Origin of the sequence: Streptomyces sp. Ag109_O5-1, assembly GCF_003814875.1 — a bacterium.
Classification (GTDB): Bacteria; Actinomycetota; Actinomycetes; order Streptomycetales; family Streptomycetaceae; genus Streptomyces; species Streptomyces sasae.
In genome coordinates, this window is record NZ_RKQF01000001.1 from 7,901,726 (window position 1) to 7,921,407 (window position 19,682).

Consider the following 19,682-nt stretch of genomic DNA (forward strand, 5'->3'; position numbering starts at 1 on the left):
CACACAGCGTGACCGATCGGACGAAGAGGGTGGCCGAGACGCCGCCGAAGAAGCTCTTCCCATCAGAAGCTTCACAAGAAACACTTAGTGAATCGACGGGAAAGTTCACGCCCACGCCTGTCAACGAGTAACTTCACCGGGAACCCGAACAGCGGAAAATACGACGAGAGGCCGCTTCTGTGAACCGTCATGAACTGCTGCGTGGACTGCACCGTGTCTACCACCCGCGCAACTATCTCGAGATCGGCGTCAATGACGGTCGTAGCCTGGCGCTCTCACGTGTGGCGTCCGTCGCCATCGACCCGGCCTTCAAGGTCGTGACGTCGATCAGCTGCGATGTCCACCTGGTCCAGTCGACCAGCGACGACTTCTTCGCCCGCAAAGACCCGCTGGTGCACCTGCGGCGAGGCCGCAACCCCTTCCGCGCCCTCGCCCGCCGCGACCCGCTCGGGGTGCTCGGAGGCGACCCCACGCTGGAACTGTCCTTCATCGACGGCATGCACCTCTTCGAGTACGCGCTGCGCGACTTCATGAACGTCGAACGCCACTCGCGCTGGTCGAGCGTGATCGTGCTCGACGACATGCTGCCCCGCGACGTCGACGAGGCGGCGCGCGACCGGCACACCAAGTACTGGACGGGCGACGTCTACAAACTGGTGACGGTCCTGCGCAAGTACCGCCCCGATCTGGTGGTCCTGGAGGTCGACACCGCGCCGACCGGTGTCGCCGTCGTCTTCGGCGCCGATCCGCAGAACACGGTGCTCAAGGAGGCGTACGACGACATCATCGAGGAGTACGTCACCCCGGATCCGCAGGCGGTCCCCGACGAGGTGCTGGTGCGCAAGCACGCCGCACGGCCGGAGGCGCTGCTGGCGGCGGACTTCTGGCCGGCCCTGATCCGGGCCCGCAACCTGCGCCGGCCGCGCGCGGGCTTCGAGCGGCTGCGCGGGCAGATCGCCGCGCTGGGCGGCTGAGCGACAGGAAGACGACACGAAGGACGAGGGGCCTCGCGGACGGATCCGCGAGGCCCCTCGTCATACCGCTCTCAGGCGCGCAGCTGCGCCAGATAGGCCTGGCACGCGTCGTACGACGGCAGCAGGCCCGCCGCCTCGGCCTCGGCCAGCGTCGGCGCCGCGGAGTCCTTCTCGGACAGCACGGGCGTCAGCCCCGACGGCCACTCGATACCCAGATCCGGGTCGAGCGGGTGGATGCCGTGCTCGCGCTGCGGGGCGTACCCCTCGGAGCACAGGTACACCACGGTGGCGTCGTCGGTCAGCGCCATGAAGGCGTGCCCGAGCCCCTCCGAGAGGTAGACGGAGTGGTGGTCCACGTCGTCCAGCCGCACGGCCTCCCACTGCTTGTACGTGGGCGAGCCCGTACGGATGTCGACGATGACGTCCAGCACGGCGCCGCGCACGCACTTGACGTACTTGGCCTGGCTGGGCGGAACGTCGGCGAAGTGGATGCCGCGCAGGGTGCCGCGGCTGGAGACCGAGCAGTTGGCCTGCGCCAGATTCAGCCGATGGCCGGTGGCCTCGGTGAAGTCCGGTCCCTTGAACCACTCGTGGAAGCTCCCGCGGGCGTCCGGAAAGACCTTCGGTTCGTGGATCCAGGCGCCGGCTATGCCGAGCTCCCGCATGGTGATCACATCCTTGTTGTGGTGCGTGTCCGTGACGTGTGGCGGTGGATCAGCCGGTCAGCTTCGACGCCAGCCGGCGCAGCTTCTTGCGCGCCGAGGCGGGAAGCCTGCGCGCGACCGGGCCGGCGACGACGCGCAGCCTGCGCTCCAGGGCCGCCTTGCGCCGCTTGGCCAGTATCGCGCGTACCAGCTCGGGTGCCACGACGGCGAAGCCGTCGTCCAGCCGCAGCTGGCCGCCCGCCCCGACCGTGACCGTGCCCAGCGACAGGGCCGGGTTCTTCTCCCCGTCCAGCCGTGCGGAGAGGTCCCAGCGGCCGGCGGGGACCGGCTTGGCGCGCCCGGGGAGGGCGATGTGCGCACGGCCGGCCACATCGCGGACCTTGACAGGCAGCAGGTGCGTACGGCCGTCCGGGGCGCTCAGGACCAGCTGAGTCGTCATCGGCGCGGTCACGGAGCGGGTGAACACGTCGAGCCGGAGCTCCGGCCGGCTGCCGGGCATCCGCAGCACAGGACGGTTCTCGAGGTACGGCACCAGCTTCTTGCCGCGGCGGGCGACGTCGAGGGTGAGGTTGCCGTGCGGGTCCGTGAAGTACGGGATGACCGGGCGGGCCGGGGAGCCCAGCAGCGCGGGGCGCACATCGTCGTCGACATGGGCCGCGCGGTCGGCGCCGACCCGGGCCTTGCGGACCAGACCGAGGCCGCGCACCGAGACCCAGATGTCCCAGAAGCCCTTGGAGACCGGACCGCGCCCCTTGGCACCCTGGGTGCTCACCACGCCGCTGCCGCGCAGGACGACCTCGCAGGCCTCGTCGCCCAGGTCCTCGACGTGCCGGGTGAACTCGGAGGGGCACGGCCACTCGACGGCCGTCTCCCGGTTGCGCAGCGACATCTCGGCCTTGAACTGGTCCAGCTCGTCCGTGATGTCGATCAGCTCGCCGTCCTCGAGCACACCCTTGGTCAGCTCGGGGTGCACGAAGAACCGGCCGTCGCGGCGCAGCAGCCTGATCGGCTCGCCGTCGTCGCCGTGGACCAGCCGGGCGCTGACGGTGACGGCCATCTTGCCGTCGGGCCGCCACTCGGCATGCTCCAGCCGGGTCGTGCCCTTGACCGACTTGGCGAAGCGGGCGAACTGCACCAGCCCCTGCCGGTCGTCGCGGCGCAGCAGGGTGGAGCGGACACGGGTGAGGGCACCGAGCCCGTTGTGCACGCCGTCGTTCATGAAGTCGTCGGCCAGCGGCCGAATGGCGTCGCACATCTCGTCGAGGTAGGCCTCGTCGTAATTCAGCACGGAAGGCTCGCTGAGCCGGCCGAGCATCTCCACCCGGTAGAAACGGCGGAGCAGCAGGTCCCGGAAGTCTCCCGGCTCGGTGTTGGCGACGACGACGTCGAGAACCTCACGGAGGTTTCCGTAATAGCCCGACGGGACGATCCTGGCCGAACCCGCGTTCTTCCCGTCGTCACGCTTCGAGTAGTAGTAGCAGGTGTAGCTGCCGAGAATGGAGACGACCTTGGCGGGGAAATACGCCTCCATCATGTACAGCTGGTCCTCGAGGCGCCGCTTGCCCTCGGGGTAGGCGATCTTGTTCTCGCGAAGGAATTCGGTGCGGAACATCTTGTGCGGCGTGAGGCTGTCGTACAGCGGCGCGTCCTGGAGGGTGCACTTCTCCCGGTCCACCCGGAAGACACCGTGCGGCACGCCCCGGAAGTTGCTGGCCACCTTGCCGATGACGATGTCGGAGCCGTTGCGGTGCCCCATCTCGTACAGCCGGCGCAGCGCGTCGGAGGCGAGGTAGTCGTCCTGGTCGACGAATTGGACGTACTCGCCCTTCGCCTCACCGACGCCGATGTTCCTCGGCTTTCCGGGCCAACCCGAGTTCGGTATGTGAATCACCCGGAAATGCGGGTGCTCCTCGGCGAGGGCGTCCAGTTCGGCGGGACTGTCGTCGGTCGAACCGTCGTCGACGAACAGCACCTCGAACTCGTTCGCGGGAAGCGTCTGCCTCAACAGGGAGTCGATGCAGGGCTGGATGTACTTTCCCGGGTTGTAGACCGGGATGATGACGCTCACCTTGATCGACATCTCTGTTACCTGCCTCCTGTTACAGGAAGTCCCCCGTGGGACGTGTCTGGTGGGTGTACAGCCGGTGACCAAGCAATGGATGACTGGGGTCACAGGGTAACTGCAGCCGGTTCGGGCAGCCGACCAAGACCAGGGGGTGCGGTGGAGATCGTGACCAGCCTGGTTTGACCCCCTCCGTACGGCCCCGTACTGTTGACCGTCGGCGTGTCCTTGGATATGGGCGCGCCACATCCCCGTAAACCTCGTCCTCCGAAGCGCTCGGTGCCCTGCACCGGCCGACTTGGAGAGGCCGACCGCGTGCCGGACGGCTGGACTGCGGGGGTGCCGTTCCCGAGCGAGAGAGTGAGATCCGCGTGTACGCCATCGTGCGCAGCGGTGGTCGCCAGCACAAGGTTGCTGTCGGCGACATCGTTGAGGTTGACAAGATTTCCACCGCCAAGGTTGGCGACACGGTCGAGCTCTCGACCCTGCTCGTCGTCGACGGCGACGCCGTGACCAGCGACCCGTGGGTGCTGGCCGGTATCAAGGTCCAGGCCGAGGTCGTGGACCACCACAAGGGCCAGAAGATCGACATTCTGCGCTACAAGAACAAGACCGGTTACCGTCGTCGTCAGGGCCACCGCCAGCAGTACACGGCGATCAAGGTCACTGAGATCCCCGCGGCTGCGAAGTAAGGGACTGAGGAGAGATGGCACACAAGAAGGGCGCATCGTCCACCCGTAACGGTCGTGACTCCAACGCTCAGCGCCTCGGCGTGAAGCGCTTCGGCGGTCAGGTCGTCAACGCGGGCGAGATCCTGGTCCGCCAGCGCGGCACCCACTTCCACCCGGGTGCGGGCGTCGGCCGCGGCGGCGACGACACGCTGTTCGCCCTGCAGGCCGGTTCGGTGCAGTTCGGCACCCACCGTGGCCGCAAGGTCGTGAACATCGTTCCGGTCGCCTGAGTCTGCTGACTGCACGACTCAGACCGAACGTCTCGCGAGGCGGACCTCACTTCCCGATCGGGAAGGCGGGTCCGCCTTTCGCGTGTTGACATCGGTGACACCCGTACGCGTCCGCGTAGGGCGTGTTCCGTTCGTTCTGTTTATTCTGCTTGTCCTGTTTGTTCATATTGTTCGTTTCTGGAGGCACTGCACCATGACCACCTTCGTGGACCGCGTCGAGCTGCACATCGCCGCGGGTAACGGAGGCCACGGCTGTGCCTCCGTACACCGGGAGAAGTTCAAGCCGCTCGGCGGCCCCGACGGCGGCAACGGCGGCCGCGGCGGCGACGTCATCCTGACCGTCGACCAGTCGGTGACCACGCTCCTCGACTACCACCACTCCCCGCACCGCAAGGCCACCAACGGCAAGCCCGGCGAGGGCGGCAACCGGGCCGGCAAGGACGGCCAGGACCTGATCCTCCCGGTCCCGGACGGCACCGTCGTCCTCGACAAGGCGGGCAACGTCCTCGCCGACCTCGTCGGCCACGGCACCTCCTACGTCGCCGCCCAGGGCGGCCGCGGCGGCCTCGGCAACGCGGCGCTGGCCTCCGCCCGCCGCAAGGCCCCCGGCTTCGCGCTGCTCGGCGAGCCCGGCGACCTCCAGGACATCGTCCTGGAGCTGAAGACCGTCGCGGACGTGGCCCTGGTCGGCTACCCGAGCGCCGGCAAGTCCTCCCTGATCTCGGTGCTGTCCGCCGCCAAGCCGAAGATCGCCGACTACCCGTTCACCACCCTGGTGCCCAACCTCGGCGTGGTGACCGCCGGATCCACCGTCTACACCATCGCCGACGTCCCCGGCCTCATCCCCGGCGCCAGCCAGGGCAAGGGCCTCGGCCTCGAGTTCCTGCGCCACGTCGAACGGTGCAGTGTCCTCGTGCACGTCCTCGACACCGCCACCCTGGAGTCCGAGCGCGACCCCGTCTCCGACCTCGACATCATCGAGGAGGAGCTCAAGCAGTACGGCGGCCTCGACAACCGGCCCCGGATCGTCGTCCTCAACAAGATCGACGTCCCGGACGGCAAGGACCTCGCGGAAATGGTCCGCCCCGACCTGGAGGCCCGCGGCTACCGCGTCTTCGAGGTGTCGGCGGTCGCCCACATGGGCCTGCGCGAGCTGACGTTCGCACTCGGCGAGCTGGTCGGCAAGGCACGCGCCGCGAAGCCCAAGGAAGAGGCGACCCGCATCGTCATCCGGCCCAAGGCCGTGGACGACGCCGGCTTCACCGTCACCCAGGAGGACGACGGCCTCTACCGGGTCCGCGGCGAGAAGCCCGAACGCTGGGTCCGGCAGACCGACTTCAACAACGACGAAGCCGTCGGCTACCTCGCCGACCGCCTCAACCGCCTCGGTGTGGAGGAGCAGCTGATGAAGGCGGGCGCCCGCGGCGGCGACGGCGTCGCCATCGGCCCCGAGGAGAACGCTGTCGTCTTCGACTGGGAGCCGTCCATGATGTCCGGCGCCGAAATGCTCGGCCGCCGCGGCGAGGACCACCGCTTCGAGGAGCAGCGGCCCGCCGTACAGCGCCGCCGCGACCGGCAGGCGGAGCGGGACGAGGCACTGGGCGAGTACGACGAGTTCGACCCGTTCGAGTAACAGCGCCGTCGGCCCGGCGTACGCGTGGTGAGACCCGCGAACCGGGTGCCGTGAACGTCAAGTCCGTGTAACTGGAGCCTGGGACTCATCTGTGTCCCAGGCTCCTCTCAGGTGAACCTAAGGTAAACGTCTTACCTTTCATTAACCATGGAGACGGACTGCACGAGAGGCGAAGCCCCGGTGAATAACGCCCCGATAGGCCCCATCGGTCCCATTGCCGCCCTGCCCGCCGGCACCCGCCTGCTGCACATAGGCCCGCACAAAACCGGGACCACGGCCATCCAGGGCGCTCTGTTCGCCGCCAAGGACAAGCTGCCCGAGCACGGTGTGGAGTTCCCCGCGGCCACCCGGCACCCGATGGAGGCAGCCCTCGCCGCCTGCGCCCGGCCCGCGATGATCGGCGACGCTGTGCCCACCGAGAAGCACTGGACGCGGCTGATCGAGCAGGTCGAGGCCACCGGTACCCGTACGTCGGTGATCAGCAGCGAGTTCTTCGCCGACGCCCCCGACGACGAGATCATCGCCCGCATCGTCCGGCAACTGGGCGGCGACCGTGTCCACATCCTCGTCACGCTGCGCCCCATCGCCAAGATCATGCCCTCGCAGTGGCAGCAGTACGTGCAGAACGGGCTGCGCATGGGCTACGAGAACTGGCTGGAGCACATGCTCCGCAAGGCGCCCTACGAGAAGCCCAACCCCAGCTTCTGGCGCCGCCACCGGCACGACCGGCTCGTCGAACGCTGGGTCCGCGCGGTCGGCGCCGACCGGGTCACCGTCGTCGTGGTCGACGACAGCGACCGCGACGGCCTGATGCGCACCTTCGAAGAGCTCCTCGGCCTGCCCGAAAACCTGCTCCAGGCCGTCCCGGACACGGCGAACCGTTCCCTCACCCTCGCCGAGACCGAAATGCTGCGAAAGCTCAACGTGGAATTCCGCGGCAATGGACTGCCCGACGAGCTCTATTCCAAGCTCGTCCGCAACGGTGCCGTCATGCATATGAAGAACACGTGCAGCCCCACCGGCAAGGACGTGAAGATCTCCACCCCCGCCTGGGCCGTCGAGGCCGCCGGCCGCATCGGCGCCGAGATCGTCGAACGCATCGACACCATGGGCGTCCGCGTCATCGGCGACCCGGCATTGCTCTGCTCCCTGCCCGCCATACCCACACAGTCCGGACCGCCCGCCGTCGAGGCCCGGATCGCACCGGAGGTCGCCGCCCAGGCCCTGTACGGCGCTCTCGCCGCAGCGGCCGCCGCCCCGGTCCGCCACACCGCCGAGGCGAAGTCCCGCACGGTGCACCAGACGTCGTCGAAGGAGCTCGTACGGATACTGGGGCACCGATGTCTCAAGAAGCTGCGAAGGCGCTGAGAGGCCGCGCCAGGGATGACGGCTTAGCTGTGCTGAGACGTCGAAGCCGGACGGCGCAGCCCTGCTAAGTCGTCCGAACGGGACGGCTCAGCACTCCCGAGGCGTGCACCATGTCACGCACAGCAATCGGAATAGCCTGTGCAGTTACTCACAGCAAATTCACGGAACTTCCCCCGACGTCCGACAGGCGACGCCCGTCACCAGCGATGCAAGGTGAATGAAAGGTTGCGGGCACATATGCACTGGAGGGCGCTCACCTTGCACAGCGGTAACCGGAAGTGGGACCATTTCCTGGTTCCCTGATGCCCCAAGGTAGGTCACCTGTGTCCCAGCACATAGCCAAGCCCCGAACCACCGCAGTGATCCTGGCCGGTGGCACCGGTCAGCGGGTGGGTCTGTCGATCCCCAAGCAGCTGCTGAAGATCGCCGGCAAGGCAGTCATCGAGCACACCCTGACCACCTTCGAGAACGCCGACACGATCGACGACATCATCGTCCTGATGGCGCCGGGCTACGTCCCGGACATCGAGAAGATCGTCGCCAAGGCCGGGTTCACCAAGGTCAAGAAGATCATCGAGGGCGGCAGCACGCGGAACGAGACCACCGAGCGCGCCATCGAGGCACTCGGCGAGGGCCTGGCCGAGGGCGAGGACCTCAACGTCCTCTTCCACGACGCCGTACGTCCCCTGCTGTCGCGGCGCGTCATCGACGACTGCGTGGCCGCACTGGAGCGCTACCAGGCCGTCGACGTCGCCATCCCCTCCGCCGACACCATCATCGTCACCCGCACGCACGGCGAGGACGGCGAGTTCATCACCGAGATCCCGGACCGCTCCCGCCTGCGCCGCGGCCAGACCCCGCAGGCGTTCAAGCTGTCCACGATCAAGCGGGCCTACGAGGTCGCCGCCGGCGACCCCAACTTCCAGGCCACCGACGACTGCTCCGTCGTGCTCAAGTACCTGCCGGACGTGCCGATCCACGTCGTCGCGGGCGACGAGTACAACATGAAGGTCACCCAGCCCGTCGACGTCTTCATCGCCGACAAGCTCTTCCAGCTCGCCTCCACGGCCGCGCCCGAGCAGAACGGCGAGGAGGCCTACCGCGAGCTGCTCACCGGCAAGACCGTGGTGATCTTCGGCGGCTCGTACGGCATCGGCAAGGACATCGCCGAACTCGCCGAGTCCTACGGCGCGAGCGTCTACGCCCTGGGCCGCTCCACCACCGGCACCCACGTGGAGAACCCGGAGGAGGTCGACGACGCGCTGTCCAAGGCGTACGCCGAGACCGGCCGGATCGACTACGTCGTCAACACGGCCGGCGTGCTGCGCATCGGCAAGCTCGCCGAGACCGACAACGCCACCATCGAAGAGGCGCTGAAGGTCAACTACCTCGCCCCGGTGCAGATCGCCCGCTCCAGCTACAAGTACCTCGCCGAGACCAAGGGCCAGCTGCTGCTCTACACCTCCAGCAGCTACACCCGCGGCCGCGCCGAGTACAGCCTCTACTCCTCGACCAAGGCCGCCATGGTGAACCTCACCCAGGCCCTGTCCGACGAGTGGGCCGGCGACTCCATCCGGGTCAACTGCATCAACCCCGAGCGCACCGCCACCCCGATGCGCACCAAGGCCTTCGGCCAGGAGCCCACGGGCTCGCTGCTCTCCTCCGAGGCCGTCGCCCGCACCTCCCTCGACGTGCTGCTCTCCGAGCTCACCGGCCATGTCATCGACGTCCGCCAGCAGGACCCGACGGCGGCCGCCGGCCAGGCCTCCGGCTTCGAGCAGGCACTGGCCAGTGTCCTGGACCGACAGGACGGCGTGGCATAATCGGCCTCCATTAGTCATCTGTTATTCAGGCCTCTGTGGTTGCGCGTTCGTGGACAGCATTCACAGGGGCCTGAACCCGTAAAAACCCAGATCGACTACCACATCAGATCGTCCGCAAGGTCAAATACAGGCCTTTTTGTCAGCAAAAGGTTCTCCGTGATATCCACCGCTATTCGCGTCGCCCGGGTGGGCAGCGCGGCCGAGCTGGCCGCGGCGGCACTCATGATGCTGGGCTTCCCGGTGCTCATGATCGCCGCGCTCGTCCCGAGCGTTTACGCCTTCGCGGCCGCGGCCGCCGTCACGTACCTGGCGGACCACTACCTGCACCGCAGGGGCAGCTACCTCATCAGCCGCCTGAGCAAGGTCCGGGCCGGTCTGTCGATCCGCTTCCTGATCCGGCAGCTGCTGCTGATCCTGCTGCTGGCCCGCATGGATCTCTCGAACCACCTGATCTTCTACGGCGCGATCGCCTGCTTCATCGCCTTCTACGGCCTTCAGGCCCCGCACGGCGCACTGGTCACACTCATCCGCAACCGCCGCCGGATGCCGGTCGCCACCCGCAACGTCGACCTGAAGTCCCGCATCAACATCCCGGACGCCCCGCCGCTGAGCCTGCTCGACCGCTCCGCCGAGAAGATGCTCCACCTCGACCTCGCGGCCGTCGTGGGCCTGCTGGTCTCGGCGACGACGGACAGCGCAGTCGCCGGATTCATCGGCATCGCCCTCACCCTCGGCCTCGGCTCCCTCTACGTGCTGGTACTGATGCCGTACGTCCGCGGCCGCAAGACCCCGCCGGACGCGGACACCGTGCTGGCCGCAGTCGACGACTGGCTGGGCGAGTACAAGCCCGAGACCGTCCTGTACTTCTCCGGCTCCAAGGACTCCGCCTACCAGGTCAACATGTGGCTGGAGACCATGGAACAGCTGGACTCCCGTCCGCTGGTCCTGCTGCGCGAGCGGGTCATCCTGCAGAGCCTCGCCCCGACCACGGCCCCCGTCATCTGCGTGCCCGGCGGTGTGCACCTGATGAACATGGACCTCTCCACGGTCCGCGTCGCCCTCTACGCGGCCAACGTCGGCAAGAACATCCACCTGCTGCGCGTCCCCACGATGAAGCACGTCTTCATCGGCCACGGCGACAGCGACAAGCTGGCCAGCGTCAACCCGTTCAGCAAGGCGTACGACGAGGTGTGGACCGCCGGCCGTGCGGGCCGCGACCGCTACGCCATCGCCGACGTCGGCGTCCGCGACGACGACATCGTCGAGGTCGGCCGCCCGCAGCTGGCCCCCATCCAGAGCTGGCACGGCGTCCCCGACGGCCCCGGCCGCGGGGCCGCCGACGGACGATGCCCCACCGTTCTCTACGCGCCCACCTGGGAGGGCTGGGACGGCAACCCCGGCAACACCTCTCTCGTCCTCGCCGGCGAGAACATCGTGAAGAAGCTGATCAAGGCCGACCCGCCGGTCCGGATCCTCTACAAGCCGCACCCCTTCACCGGCACCGTCAGCGCCGAAGCCGCCGCCGCCCACCGGCGTGTCACCGCTCTCGTCGAGAAGGCCGCCGCCCAGCGCGCCACCGACTCCCGCTTCACCGCCGACACGGCCGCACAGGCCGCGGCGAAGGCCGAGCTGACCCGCATCGAGACCCGGCTGGCCGAGCTGACCCGCGCCGGCGACGAGAAGCGCGACGAGGCCGAGGCCAGCCGGGACGACGTCGCCGACCTGAAGAAGCACGAAGAGGTCACCCGGCTGCGCGCCGAGTGGAACGACGCCTACTGGCAGTCCCTGCCGTCGTACCAGCACGCCGTCGTCACCGGTGCCGAACCGCGCCTCTACGACTGCTTCAACATCTCCGACGCGATGGTCTCCGACATCTCCAGTGTCGTCTCCGACTTCATCGCGAGCGGCAAGCCGTACGCCGTCACCGACTCCGCGGGCCTCGGCGTGGAGGAGTTCAAGCGGGCCAACACCGCTGTCCGTGCCGCCGTGATCCTCTCCAACAGCGCCAAGGAACTGGACGGCCTGCTCGACGCCGTACGCGACCCGTCCGCCGATCCGCTGGCCGCGGACCGTGACGAACTCAAGCGCTACCTGCTGGGACCGGACGAGCCGACCTCCATCGAGCAGTTCAACGGCGCCGTCGCCGCACTCGCCCTCAAGGCCGAGGCGCGGAACCTGGGTCAGGAGACCCGGATCGCGGCCGGCGACCCCGAGGGCGCGACCACCGGCTGACGCCGACGACGAACGAACACCGAACGGGCTGGGTCCTGGGGAGAAGTTCTCGGGACCCAGCCCGTTCGGCGTCCGCGCCGGCACCTCTTCTTACCTTTGCCTGGAAAACGACCGCGTCTTTTCTTACCCGCGCTACGCCGTTCACGGTGAGCAGCTCTTACCGCCTGCCCGTACTGTCCGGCGTAACCCGATGTACACCGCCTGGCTGTCTGTGCGCCATGTGAACTGGGCCACTGAAGGCGCTCCGTAAGGCAACCCGCCGTACCGGTCGGCCATCTAAGACCTTGCGTTCGAGACGACTCAGGGGGAACGCACCATTGACTAGGGAGAAACGTGACCGTCGTTGCGCAGCCTGATGTGTCCGTGATCATCGGGGCCTACGAAGCGATGCCGTACCTCGTCGAGTGCCTGGCCTCCGTCGAGGGCCAGACCCTCGACCCGGTACGCATGGAGGTCATCGCGGTCGACGACGGGTCGACCGACGGCACAGGGGAGTGCCTGGAGGAGTTCGCCGCCCGCGCCGCCATGCCGGTGACCGTGATCCGGCAGGAGAACTCCGGCGGCCCCAGTGGCCCCCGCAACGTCGGTCTGGCCAAGGCCGCCGGCCGTTACGTGTTCTTCCTGGACGCCGACGACCGGCTCGGCCCCGAGGCCCTGGAACGCATGGTCGCCATGGCCGACAAGAACAATACGGACGTCGTCCTCGGCAAGGTCGAGGGGGTCAACCGCAAACCCCCGACGACGATGTGGGGTCAGACGCTCGAACGTACCGACATCTTCTCCTCCAACATCAAGTTCACGCTCAGCGCGCAGAAGCTGTTCCGCCGGGCCCTTCTCGAACGGCACGACATGCGTTTCGACGAGTCCCTGTGGACCGGCGAGGACGCGTTGTTCACCATGGAGGCCTATCTGCGGGCCGACGGCGTCTCCGTGATCGCCGACTACCCCTGCTACTACCTGGTCGGCCGCGAGGACGGCAAACACGTCACCAAGACCGGCAGCTACACCCTCCGTTTCGACTCCGCGCGCGCTCTGATGAACCTGATCGCCGACATGGTTCCGGCAGGACCGCGACGCGACGCGCTCATGGTCCGGCCGTTCCTGGTCACTCTGCTCCCGCAGTTCGGCCCCAAGTTCCTCAAGGACGACGACGAAGTGCGGCGGCACAAGCTGGAGCTGGCCGGGCCGCTGATGGACGCCTACTGGAACCCAGAAGTCGCCCGCCGGCTCAGGGTCCACGAACGGCTGCGGCTCCACCTTGTCGCCGTGAAGTGCCCCGAACTTCTTCCCGACGTCATCGAGTTCGTACGGGCGCAGAAACAGCCCGAAGCGATCCTGGAGAAGCGCGGAACCCGCGTCTACCTGGCCTACCCGTACTTCCGCTCCGAGCCGGCCGGCGTTCCCGACCGGATCTACCTCGCCGAACCGCGTGAGGCCCGCGCGGTCGAGGGCTACCGCGAGAGCGCGGCCGACATGTTCCTGCGCCGCGCCGCGCGGAAGGCCCGCCGGATCCTGAGGAGGACGCCGGCCGGTGACGGCCGGACGCCGACACCGGGCGGAACGGCCGCGGCGGCCTGACACGCCGGGTGGCACGCCTGCCCCGCCCGGCCGCCACGCGGGATCCTGCTTTCGGATGCCGCGCCGGTCCGCGTCCTCGGGCCGGCCGGTCGGAGCGTCGGCGAGGAGTGCGGTCCGGGATCCGCGAACGGGCACACGGCCGGTGTCCGGGAACTGGACCGATGTGCGGCGCCGGGTCCTTTTCCCGTAGATTTCCGTGCGGGGCGGCCCGGCCGGTGCGGTAGGGCGGCCCCAATGACGCGAGGGGACGGACGGCAGGGTGGCAAGGGCAAGGCAGGCCGTGAGCGAGGCCCGCAGAATCGTCGTCAAGGTGGGCTCCTCCTCACTGACCACCGCCGCCGGCGGCCTGGACGCCGACCGCGTCGACGCGCTCGTCGACGTCCTCGCCAAGAGCCGCAGCGGCGGGGAGAAGGAGATCGTCCTGGTCTCATCCGGTGCGATCGCGGCCGGTCTCGCCCCGCTCGGGCTGCGCCGCCGCCCGAGGGACCTGGCCCGTCAGCAGGCCGCCGCCAGTGTCGGCCAGGGCCTGCTCGTCGCCCGCTACACCGCCTCATTCGCACGCTACGGCGTCCGCGTCGGACAGGTCCTGCTCACCTCCGACGACATGAGCCGCCGCGCCCACCACCGCAACGCCTCCCGCACCCTCGACAAGCTCCTCGCGATGGGCGCCTTCCCGATCGTCAACGAGAACGACACCGTCGCCACCGACGAGATCCGGTTCGGCGACAACGACCGCCTCGCCGCCCTCGTCGCCCACCTCGTCCACGCCGACCTGCTGGTCCTCCTCTCCGACGTCGACGGCGTCTACGACGGCGACCCCGGCAAGCCCGGCACCTCCCGGATAGCGGAGGTGAAGGGGCCCGAGGACCTCGCGGGCGTCGAGATCGGCAGCGCCGGAAAGGCGGGCGTCGGCACCGGCGGCATGGTCACCAAGGTCGAGGCCGCGCGGATCGCCGCCGCCGCGGGCATCCCGGTGGTCCTCACCAGCGCAGTGCACGCCGCCGACGCGCTCTCCGGCGGGGACACCGGCACCCACTTCCACCCCACCGGCAAACGGTCCGCAGACCGCCTCCTGTGGCTTCAGCACGCCTCCACCCCGCAGGGCTCGCTCACCCTCGACGACGGCGCCGTCCGAGCCGTCGTACAGGGCCGCAAATCGCTGCTGCCGGCCGGAATCGCCGCAGTGGAGGGCGACTTCGGCGCGGGCGACCCGGTCGAGCTGCGCGACACCGAAGGTCGCCCGGTCGCGCGCGGACTGGTCAGTTTCGACGCCAAGGAGATCCCCCAGCTGATCGGGCGTTCGACCAGGGAGCTGGCACGCGAACTGGGCCCGGCGTACGAACGCGAGGTCGTACACAGGGACGACCTGGTGATCCTGCACCCGTAAAACGGGGCGTAACGTCCGACCCCGGTGGGGGACGTTCCGTAAAACCGCCACACGAACCCTTGCGGCCTGCTCAACTTTGTCTCAGGAACACGTTCCGCACGAGCACAGCTGAAGGAGGCCGTCGTGAGACGAGTGCGCCCTGGGGCTGCGGCGTCCCGCGGTGCTCTGACGAGTGTCGCGGCCGGGGACACCTACGAGGAGCCGAAGGACCTGCCCCGCCTGTGGCACGTCACCCTCAGCGTCTGCGGTGCCGAGGTCCCGCTGCCGGAACTGCGCCGCGGACTCGAACAACTGGCCCACGACCACCCGTTCCTCCTCACCAGCCGCTATGCCTGCGACCACGCCGAGATCCGCTACTGGGAAGAGGCCCGCGACCTCCACGACGCCGCCGCCGTCGCCCTGCGCCTGTGGGGCGAGCACCGCCAGACCGCCGGTCTGCCGGCCTGGGAGATCGTCGGTCTCGAGGTCATCGACCGCGCCACCTACCACCAGCGGATCGCCGAGGGCTACGGCCCGCCGCCCGCCACACCGGTCGGCATCCACCCCTTCTGAAGACCCCTTCTGGAGCCGCTTCCCGCGCCGCCTCCGACGCCGTCCACGACACCGGCCGGAATTCACCCGTTTTGATCCACGTCTCGCGGTGTGGGATGACGCGTGGACGGCTCGGCGGGGCGCACTACCCTTCCCTCATGACCACGCTCTCGCCGTACGACGCCATGTCCCCGGTCACCCAGGCCGCCTACCGTGCCAAGGCCGCCGCCGCCGACCTCGCGCCGCTGCCGCGTGCCGTGAAAGACGACGCGCTGCTCGCCATCGCGGACGCCCTGGAGGTCCGTACGAGCGAGATCGTCGAGGCCAACGCCACGGACGTCGCCAAGGCCCGCGAGAACGGCACCAGCGAAGCCATCGTCGACCGGCTCACGCTCACCCCCGAGCGGATCCGTGCCATTGCCTCCGACGTCCGCGACGTCGCGAAACTGCCCGACCCGGTCGGCGAGGTCGTCCGCGGCTCCACCCTCCCCAACGGCATCGACCTGCGCCAGGTCCGAGTCCCCCTCGGCGTCGTCGGCATCATCTACGAGGCCCGCCCGAACGTCACCGTCGACGCCGCCGCCCTCTGCCTCAAGTCCGGCAACGCGGTCCTGCTGCGCGGCTCCGCCTCCGCCTACGAGTCGAACACGGCGCTGGTGAGGGTCCTGCGGGACGCCGTCGGCGGCGCCGGGCTGCCCGCCGACGCCGTTCAGCTGGTGCCCGGCGAGGGCCGTGAGTCCGTCCACGAGCTGATGCGTGCCCGCGGCCTCGTCGACGTCCTCATCCCGCGCGGCGGCGCCTCCCTCATCCAGACCGTCGTCATGGAGTCCAAGGTCCCCGTCATCGAGACCGGCACCGGCAACTGCCACGTCTACGTCGACGCCCACGCCGACATCGACATGGCGATCGACATCCTGATCAACTCCAAGGCGCAGCGGGTCAGCGTCTGCAACGCCGCCGAGACCCTCCTCGTCCACCAGGACATCGCCGCCGAGTTCCTGCCGCGCGCCCTGGACGCCCTCGCCGAGGCCGGCGTCACCGTCCACGCCGACGAACGCGTCCTCGCCTACGCCAAGGACTCCAAGGCCACCGTCGTCGAGGCCGTCCCGGAGGACTGGGAGACCGAGTACCTGTCCTACGACATCGCCGCCGCCGTCGTCGACTCCCTCGACCGGGCCGTGGAGCACATCCGGCTGTGGACCTCCGGACACACCGAGGCGATCGTCACCACCTCCCAGCAGGCCGCCCGCCGCTTCACCCAGCTGGTCGACTCCACCACCGTCGCCGTGAACGCCTCCACCCGCTTCACCGACGGCGGCCAGTTCGGCTTCGGCGCCGAGATCGGCATCTCCACCCAGAAGCTGCACGCCCGCGGCCCCATGGGCCTGCCGGAGCTGACCAGCACCAAGTACATCGTCACCGGAGACGGCCACATCCGCCGCTGACCCCGGTACGGTCCGACCACGGGGACACCGTACGGCGTACGGGCGCACGGAACGGCGTACGCGGCCCCGGGTGGGCGTGAGAGGCGTCTCACCGAGCCTATGAATTTCCATACCGTCTGCCCAAATTGACCCCCCAGGTCTAGTCTGGATCCGTGCCGGAGGACGTGGGGGGCACGCCGTTCCCTGACGGCTGGGAGCCCGACGACGACCATGACCGCGGGGTGTCGGACGAAGAGTTCGACTCCGTGGTCTTCGGCGAGGCCTTCGTGAAGGCGGCCGTGATCCACGAGCCGACCGCGGTCGAACGCCTCCTTGCCGCCGCCCAGGCCAGAGCCGAGGCCTCCGAGGCCGAGGCCCGCCGCGCCCACGCCAGAGGCGAGCGCTACGACGACGGCTACAGCCCCGAATTCGGCTCCGGCGACGACCTCGACGACCTGGACGACGCCGACGTACTCGAAGACCGGTACGGCGCCACGGGGACGTACGGCAGACACGTCCGCTGGCACCGTCCCGTCGCCTGGGTCCTAGCCCTCGTCATGGGCATCGGCATGGTCGCGCTCGCCTTCGCGGCGGTCTACCGCAGCGCCTCCTCCGGCGGCAGCCGAGACGAGGTGCCCAGGCCCCCCTCCACCGGCCTGGAACAGGGCACGGCGGCGGCACCCTCCGTGTCCGCCGACTACTCCCAGCCCGCCAAGCCGGCGGCCTCCGTGGTCCCGCGCACCCCCTGAGCGGCGATTGCCGGTTCTGGTGAGAACCTGTCAGAAGTTGTCGTGTAGCTGGGCGTTTACCTGAGGCTCCCGAGACCTACTCTGAAAGTATGGGCGGGCCAGGAGACCCACCCGAGGGGACACCCGAGGGCGGCCCCGTGGGTGGGGAGGACGAGTACCGATCCGTCGTCTTCGACGAGTCGTTCGTCCGTGCTGCCCGCCTCCAGGAGTCCTCCGCGCGCGAACGCATGACCGACCACGCGCCCGCCGTACGCCGTCGCCCGCCCCTGCGCCGGGGCCTCACCCGGCAGGCCCTGATCCTCGTCCTGCTGATCCTCGTCGCCTTCGGCACCGCCATCTACATGGGCGTCCGCCACCCGTACGGCACACAGGAGGCCCAGCAGCCCGTCGAACCCCTGCGGATGGCCGTCATACCGCTCGCCCCGCAGGGCAAGGTGCCCGGTGCCGCCGACGCCGAGACCCTCTTCGCGCACAGCCCCGCCGCACAGTACGCCGTCGGCGCCGAGGGGATACCGCTGCCGGCGGTCCGCAGCACCGCGCACTTCTCCGACAGCCAGGTCGTCACCGCCCTGACCACGGTCAAGGACTACCTCGTCCGCTCCTCGCTCTACCCCGAGGTCCTCGACAGCAGCCAGGTGCGACCCGCGCGGGCGCTGCTCGACCCCGGCCAGCTCGACCAGTTCGACCAGAGCATCGACCACCCCGCGGCTGACGGCCGGCACGCCCCCACCGGATGGCTGGTCCGCTTCGACCCCACCCGAGCCGAACTCGCCGACCCGAAGATCCGCGTCCAGGGCAACCTGCAGGCCACCGAGACCGACGCGGCCACCCTGGAGGTCACCGCCGACCACACCTTCGTCTACGCACTGCGGCCCACCGGGGCCCGGGCCGGCTCACAGGCCTCCCTGTTCACCGTCCGCCGCGAACTGACATTCCGCTTCGACCGCGACGACCTGCGGCTGCACCAGGCCCAGCTGGTCGTCTCCTACGCCCAGGCGGGCCCCCTGTCCTGCACCGGGGACGCCGCCGACCACCTGAACCCCCTGCTGGCCGGCGAGACCGCCAAGGCGGGCAGCCCGGCGGGCACGAACCCCTTCGCCAGGGACAGCGCAACCGCCCTGTGCGGGACGCTGGCCGCGGCGGCCGAGCCGAAGACCTGACGCAACCCCGGCCTGCTACTCCTCGTCCTGCGGGGGAGCGTCCTGCGACGGGCCGTCCTGCGGCCGCCCGTCCTTCGGCGGCGGCGCGCTCGTGAACCCGTCGAAGCCCCGCTTCACCCGGCCGCCCAGGCCGCCCGCCCCGCCTGCGATGTCCGTGACCAGCTTCATCAGCGGGTCCTTGGAGCTCTTCACGTCGCTCGCGTAGCTCGCCGCCGACTCCTTGAACGAGTCGCCGACCGAGGCGTCCTTGTCCTCGGTACGCCGCGGATAGTGACCGTCCATGATCCGCTGGTAGTCGCGGGACTCCGCCCACTTCTTCAGCTCGGCCGCGCGGACCGTGGTGAAGGGATGAGAGCGCGGCAGCACGTTGAGGATCTTCAGCACCGAGTCGCGCAGGTCACCGCCCGCCTCGTACTCCTCCGCCTGCTGCAGGAACGCGTCCACGTTCATCTCGTGCAGATGGTTGCCGCCCGCTATCTTCATCAGCCCGCGCATCGAGGCCTGCAGATCCTGCCCCACCAGCAGCCCCGCCCGGTCGGCGGACAGCTCCGACTTGCGGAACCACTCCCGCAGAGCCGTCACGAGCGCCAGGACCGCGAGATTGCCCAGCGGGATCCAGGCGACGCGCAGCGCCAGGCTCGTCAGGAACAGCAGGATCGTCCGGTACACCGAATGCCCGGACAGCGCATGCCCCACCTCGTGCCCGACGACCGCCCGCATCTCCTCCTCGTCGAGCAGTTCGACGAGCCCCGTGGTCACGACGATGATCGGCTCGTCCAGACCGATGCACATCGCGTTGGGCTGCGGATCCTGGTTGACATACATCGGCGGGACCTTCTCCAGGTCCAGGATGTAACAGGCGTCCCGCAACATGTCGTTCAGATGCGTGAACTGCTGGTCCGACACCCGCACCGAGTCGGACAGGAACAGCAGCCTCAGGCTCCGCTCCGGAAGCAGCCCGCTGAGCGCCTTGAAGACCGTGTCGAAGCCGCTCAGCCTTCGCAGCGCCACCAGGGCCGAACGGTCGGCCGGATGCTCGTACGCACGCGAGGAGATCCCCGGGAAACGCCTGCGCCGCCTGCTCGGCACGCGCTCGTGCCCGTTCTGCTCGTGGCCGTCGTCGGACATGTCATCC

The 19,682-nt window shown here is 69.1% G+C and carries 16 protein-coding genes; 13 read left to right on the forward strand and 3 right to left on the reverse strand.

Features of this window, described 5'->3' with window-relative positions; all coding sequences use genetic code 11:
• Positions 1-179: 179 nt before the first annotated feature.
• Positions 180-974, forward strand: coding sequence for a class I SAM-dependent methyltransferase (locus tag EDD90_RS35875; RefSeq protein ID WP_123977019.1), 795 nt, complete (start codon positions 180-182; stop codon positions 972-974).
• 71 nt (positions 975-1,045) lie between these two features.
• On the opposite strand, the gene rfbC is transcribed toward EDD90_RS35875, so the two are convergent.
• The gene (gene rfbC / locus EDD90_RS35880) at positions 1,046-1,639 is read right to left on the reverse strand and encodes a dTDP-4-dehydrorhamnose 3,5-epimerase (RefSeq protein WP_123977020.1); all 594 of its coding nucleotides are present in this window, start codon (positions 1,637-1,639) and stop codon (positions 1,046-1,048) included.
• Positions 1,640-1,688: 49 nt separating this feature from the next.
• Positions 1,689-3,719 carry a glycosyltransferase family 2 protein gene (locus EDD90_RS35885; RefSeq protein WP_123977021.1) on the reverse strand — a complete coding sequence of 677 codons (2,031 nt, stop codon included), beginning with the start codon at positions 3,717-3,719 and terminating at the stop codon, positions 1,689-1,691.
• Positions 3,720-4,072: 353 nt separating this feature from the next.
• Between EDD90_RS35885 and rplU the strand changes: the two genes are divergently transcribed.
• The 12 genes from rplU to EDD90_RS35945 all read left to right on the forward strand — a co-directional run bounded on the left by rplU (position 4,073) and on the right by EDD90_RS35945 (position 18,547).
• Entirely contained in the window at positions 4,073-4,393 is a 321-nt protein-coding gene (rplU, locus tag EDD90_RS35890; protein WP_004931419.1) for a 50S ribosomal protein L21, read from the forward strand.
• A gap of 14 nt (positions 4,394-4,407) precedes the next feature.
• A complete protein-coding gene (rpmA, locus tag EDD90_RS35895; RefSeq protein ID WP_010041940.1) occupies positions 4,408-4,662 on the forward strand; it encodes a 50S ribosomal protein L27 in 255 nt (84 codons plus the stop codon).
• 193 nt (positions 4,663-4,855) lie between these two features.
• Positions 4,856-6,295 (forward strand): GTPase ObgE, encoded by a 1,440-nt coding sequence (obgE, locus tag EDD90_RS35900; RefSeq protein WP_123977022.1) that lies wholly within the window; start codon positions 4,856-4,858, stop codon positions 6,293-6,295.
• A 147-nt stretch (positions 6,296-6,442) separates the two neighbouring features.
• Complete coding sequence (locus EDD90_RS35905) at positions 6,443-7,663, forward strand: hypothetical protein (protein WP_123977023.1); 1,221 nt, start codon at positions 6,443-6,445, stop codon at positions 7,661-7,663.
• Positions 7,664-7,986: 323 nt separating this feature from the next.
• A complete protein-coding gene (locus tag EDD90_RS35910) occupies positions 7,987-9,486 on the forward strand; it encodes a bifunctional cytidylyltransferase/SDR family oxidoreductase (RefSeq protein WP_123977024.1) in 1,500 nt (499 codons plus the stop codon).
• 156 nt (positions 9,487-9,642) lie between these two features.
• Complete coding sequence (locus EDD90_RS35915; protein WP_260328339.1) at positions 9,643-11,718, forward strand: hypothetical protein; 2,076 nt, start codon at positions 9,643-9,645, stop codon at positions 11,716-11,718.
• Between the two features lie 333 nt (positions 11,719-12,051).
• Positions 12,052-13,296, forward strand: a complete 1,245-nt coding sequence (locus EDD90_RS35920) for a glycosyltransferase family 2 protein (protein ID WP_398926537.1) — start codon at positions 12,052-12,054, stop codon at positions 13,294-13,296.
• Positions 13,297-13,576: 280 nt separating this feature from the next.
• On the forward strand, positions 13,577-14,683 hold the full coding sequence (proB, locus tag EDD90_RS35925; RefSeq protein ID WP_123977025.1) for a glutamate 5-kinase: 1,107 nt from the start codon (positions 13,577-13,579) through the stop codon (positions 14,681-14,683).
• Positions 14,684-14,806: 123 nt separating this feature from the next.
• Entirely contained in the window at positions 14,807-15,235 is a 429-nt protein-coding gene (locus EDD90_RS35930; RefSeq protein ID WP_046733220.1) for a hypothetical protein, read from the forward strand.
• A 137-nt stretch (positions 15,236-15,372) separates the two neighbouring features.
• Positions 15,373-16,659 (forward strand): glutamate-5-semialdehyde dehydrogenase, encoded by a 1,287-nt coding sequence (locus EDD90_RS35935; RefSeq protein ID WP_123977026.1) that lies wholly within the window; start codon positions 15,373-15,375, stop codon positions 16,657-16,659.
• A gap of 152 nt (positions 16,660-16,811) precedes the next feature.
• The gene (locus EDD90_RS35940; protein ID WP_123977027.1) at positions 16,812-17,387 is read left to right on the forward strand and encodes a hypothetical protein; all 576 of its coding nucleotides are present in this window, start codon (positions 16,812-16,814) and stop codon (positions 17,385-17,387) included.
• A gap of 89 nt (positions 17,388-17,476) precedes the next feature.
• Positions 17,477-18,547, forward strand: a complete 1,071-nt coding sequence (locus EDD90_RS35945) for a hypothetical protein (RefSeq protein WP_123977028.1) — start codon at positions 17,477-17,479, stop codon at positions 18,545-18,547.
• A gap of 15 nt (positions 18,548-18,562) precedes the next feature.
• Here the strand turns inward: EDD90_RS35945 and EDD90_RS35950 are convergent, their stop codons facing one another.
• Complete coding sequence (locus EDD90_RS35950) at positions 18,563-19,675, reverse strand: M48 family metallopeptidase (RefSeq protein ID WP_123982012.1); 1,113 nt, start codon at positions 19,673-19,675, stop codon at positions 18,563-18,565.
• Positions 19,676-19,682: the final 7 nt, after the last annotated feature.

Bases quoted from the DNA above. Each gene is read 5' to 3' on its own strand.
- EDD90_RS35885 (WP_123977021.1), bottom strand. From the start codon at position 3,719: ATGTCGATCAAGGTGAGCGTCATCATCCCGGTCTACAACCCGGGAAAG.
- rfbC (WP_123977020.1), bottom strand. From the start codon at position 1,639: ATGCGGGAGCTCGGCATAGCCGGCGCCTGGATCCACGAACCGAAGGTC.
- rpmA (WP_010041940.1), top strand. From the start codon at position 4,408: ATGGCACACAAGAAGGGCGCATCGTCCACCCGTAACGGTCGTGACTCC.
- EDD90_RS35935 (WP_123977026.1), top strand. From the start codon at position 15,373: ATGACCACGCTCTCGCCGTACGACGCCATGTCCCCGGTCACCCAGGCC.
- EDD90_RS35945 (WP_123977028.1), top strand. From the start codon at position 17,477: ATGGGCGGGCCAGGAGACCCACCCGAGGGGACACCCGAGGGCGGCCCC.
- EDD90_RS35950 (WP_123982012.1), bottom strand. From the start codon at position 19,675: ATGTCCGACGACGGCCACGAGCAGAACGGGCACGAGCGCGTGCCGAGC.
- obgE (WP_123977022.1), top strand. From the start codon at position 4,856: ATGACCACCTTCGTGGACCGCGTCGAGCTGCACATCGCCGCGGGTAAC.
- EDD90_RS35905 (WP_123977023.1), top strand. From the start codon at position 6,443: ATGGAGACGGACTGCACGAGAGGCGAAGCCCCGGTGAATAACGCCCCG.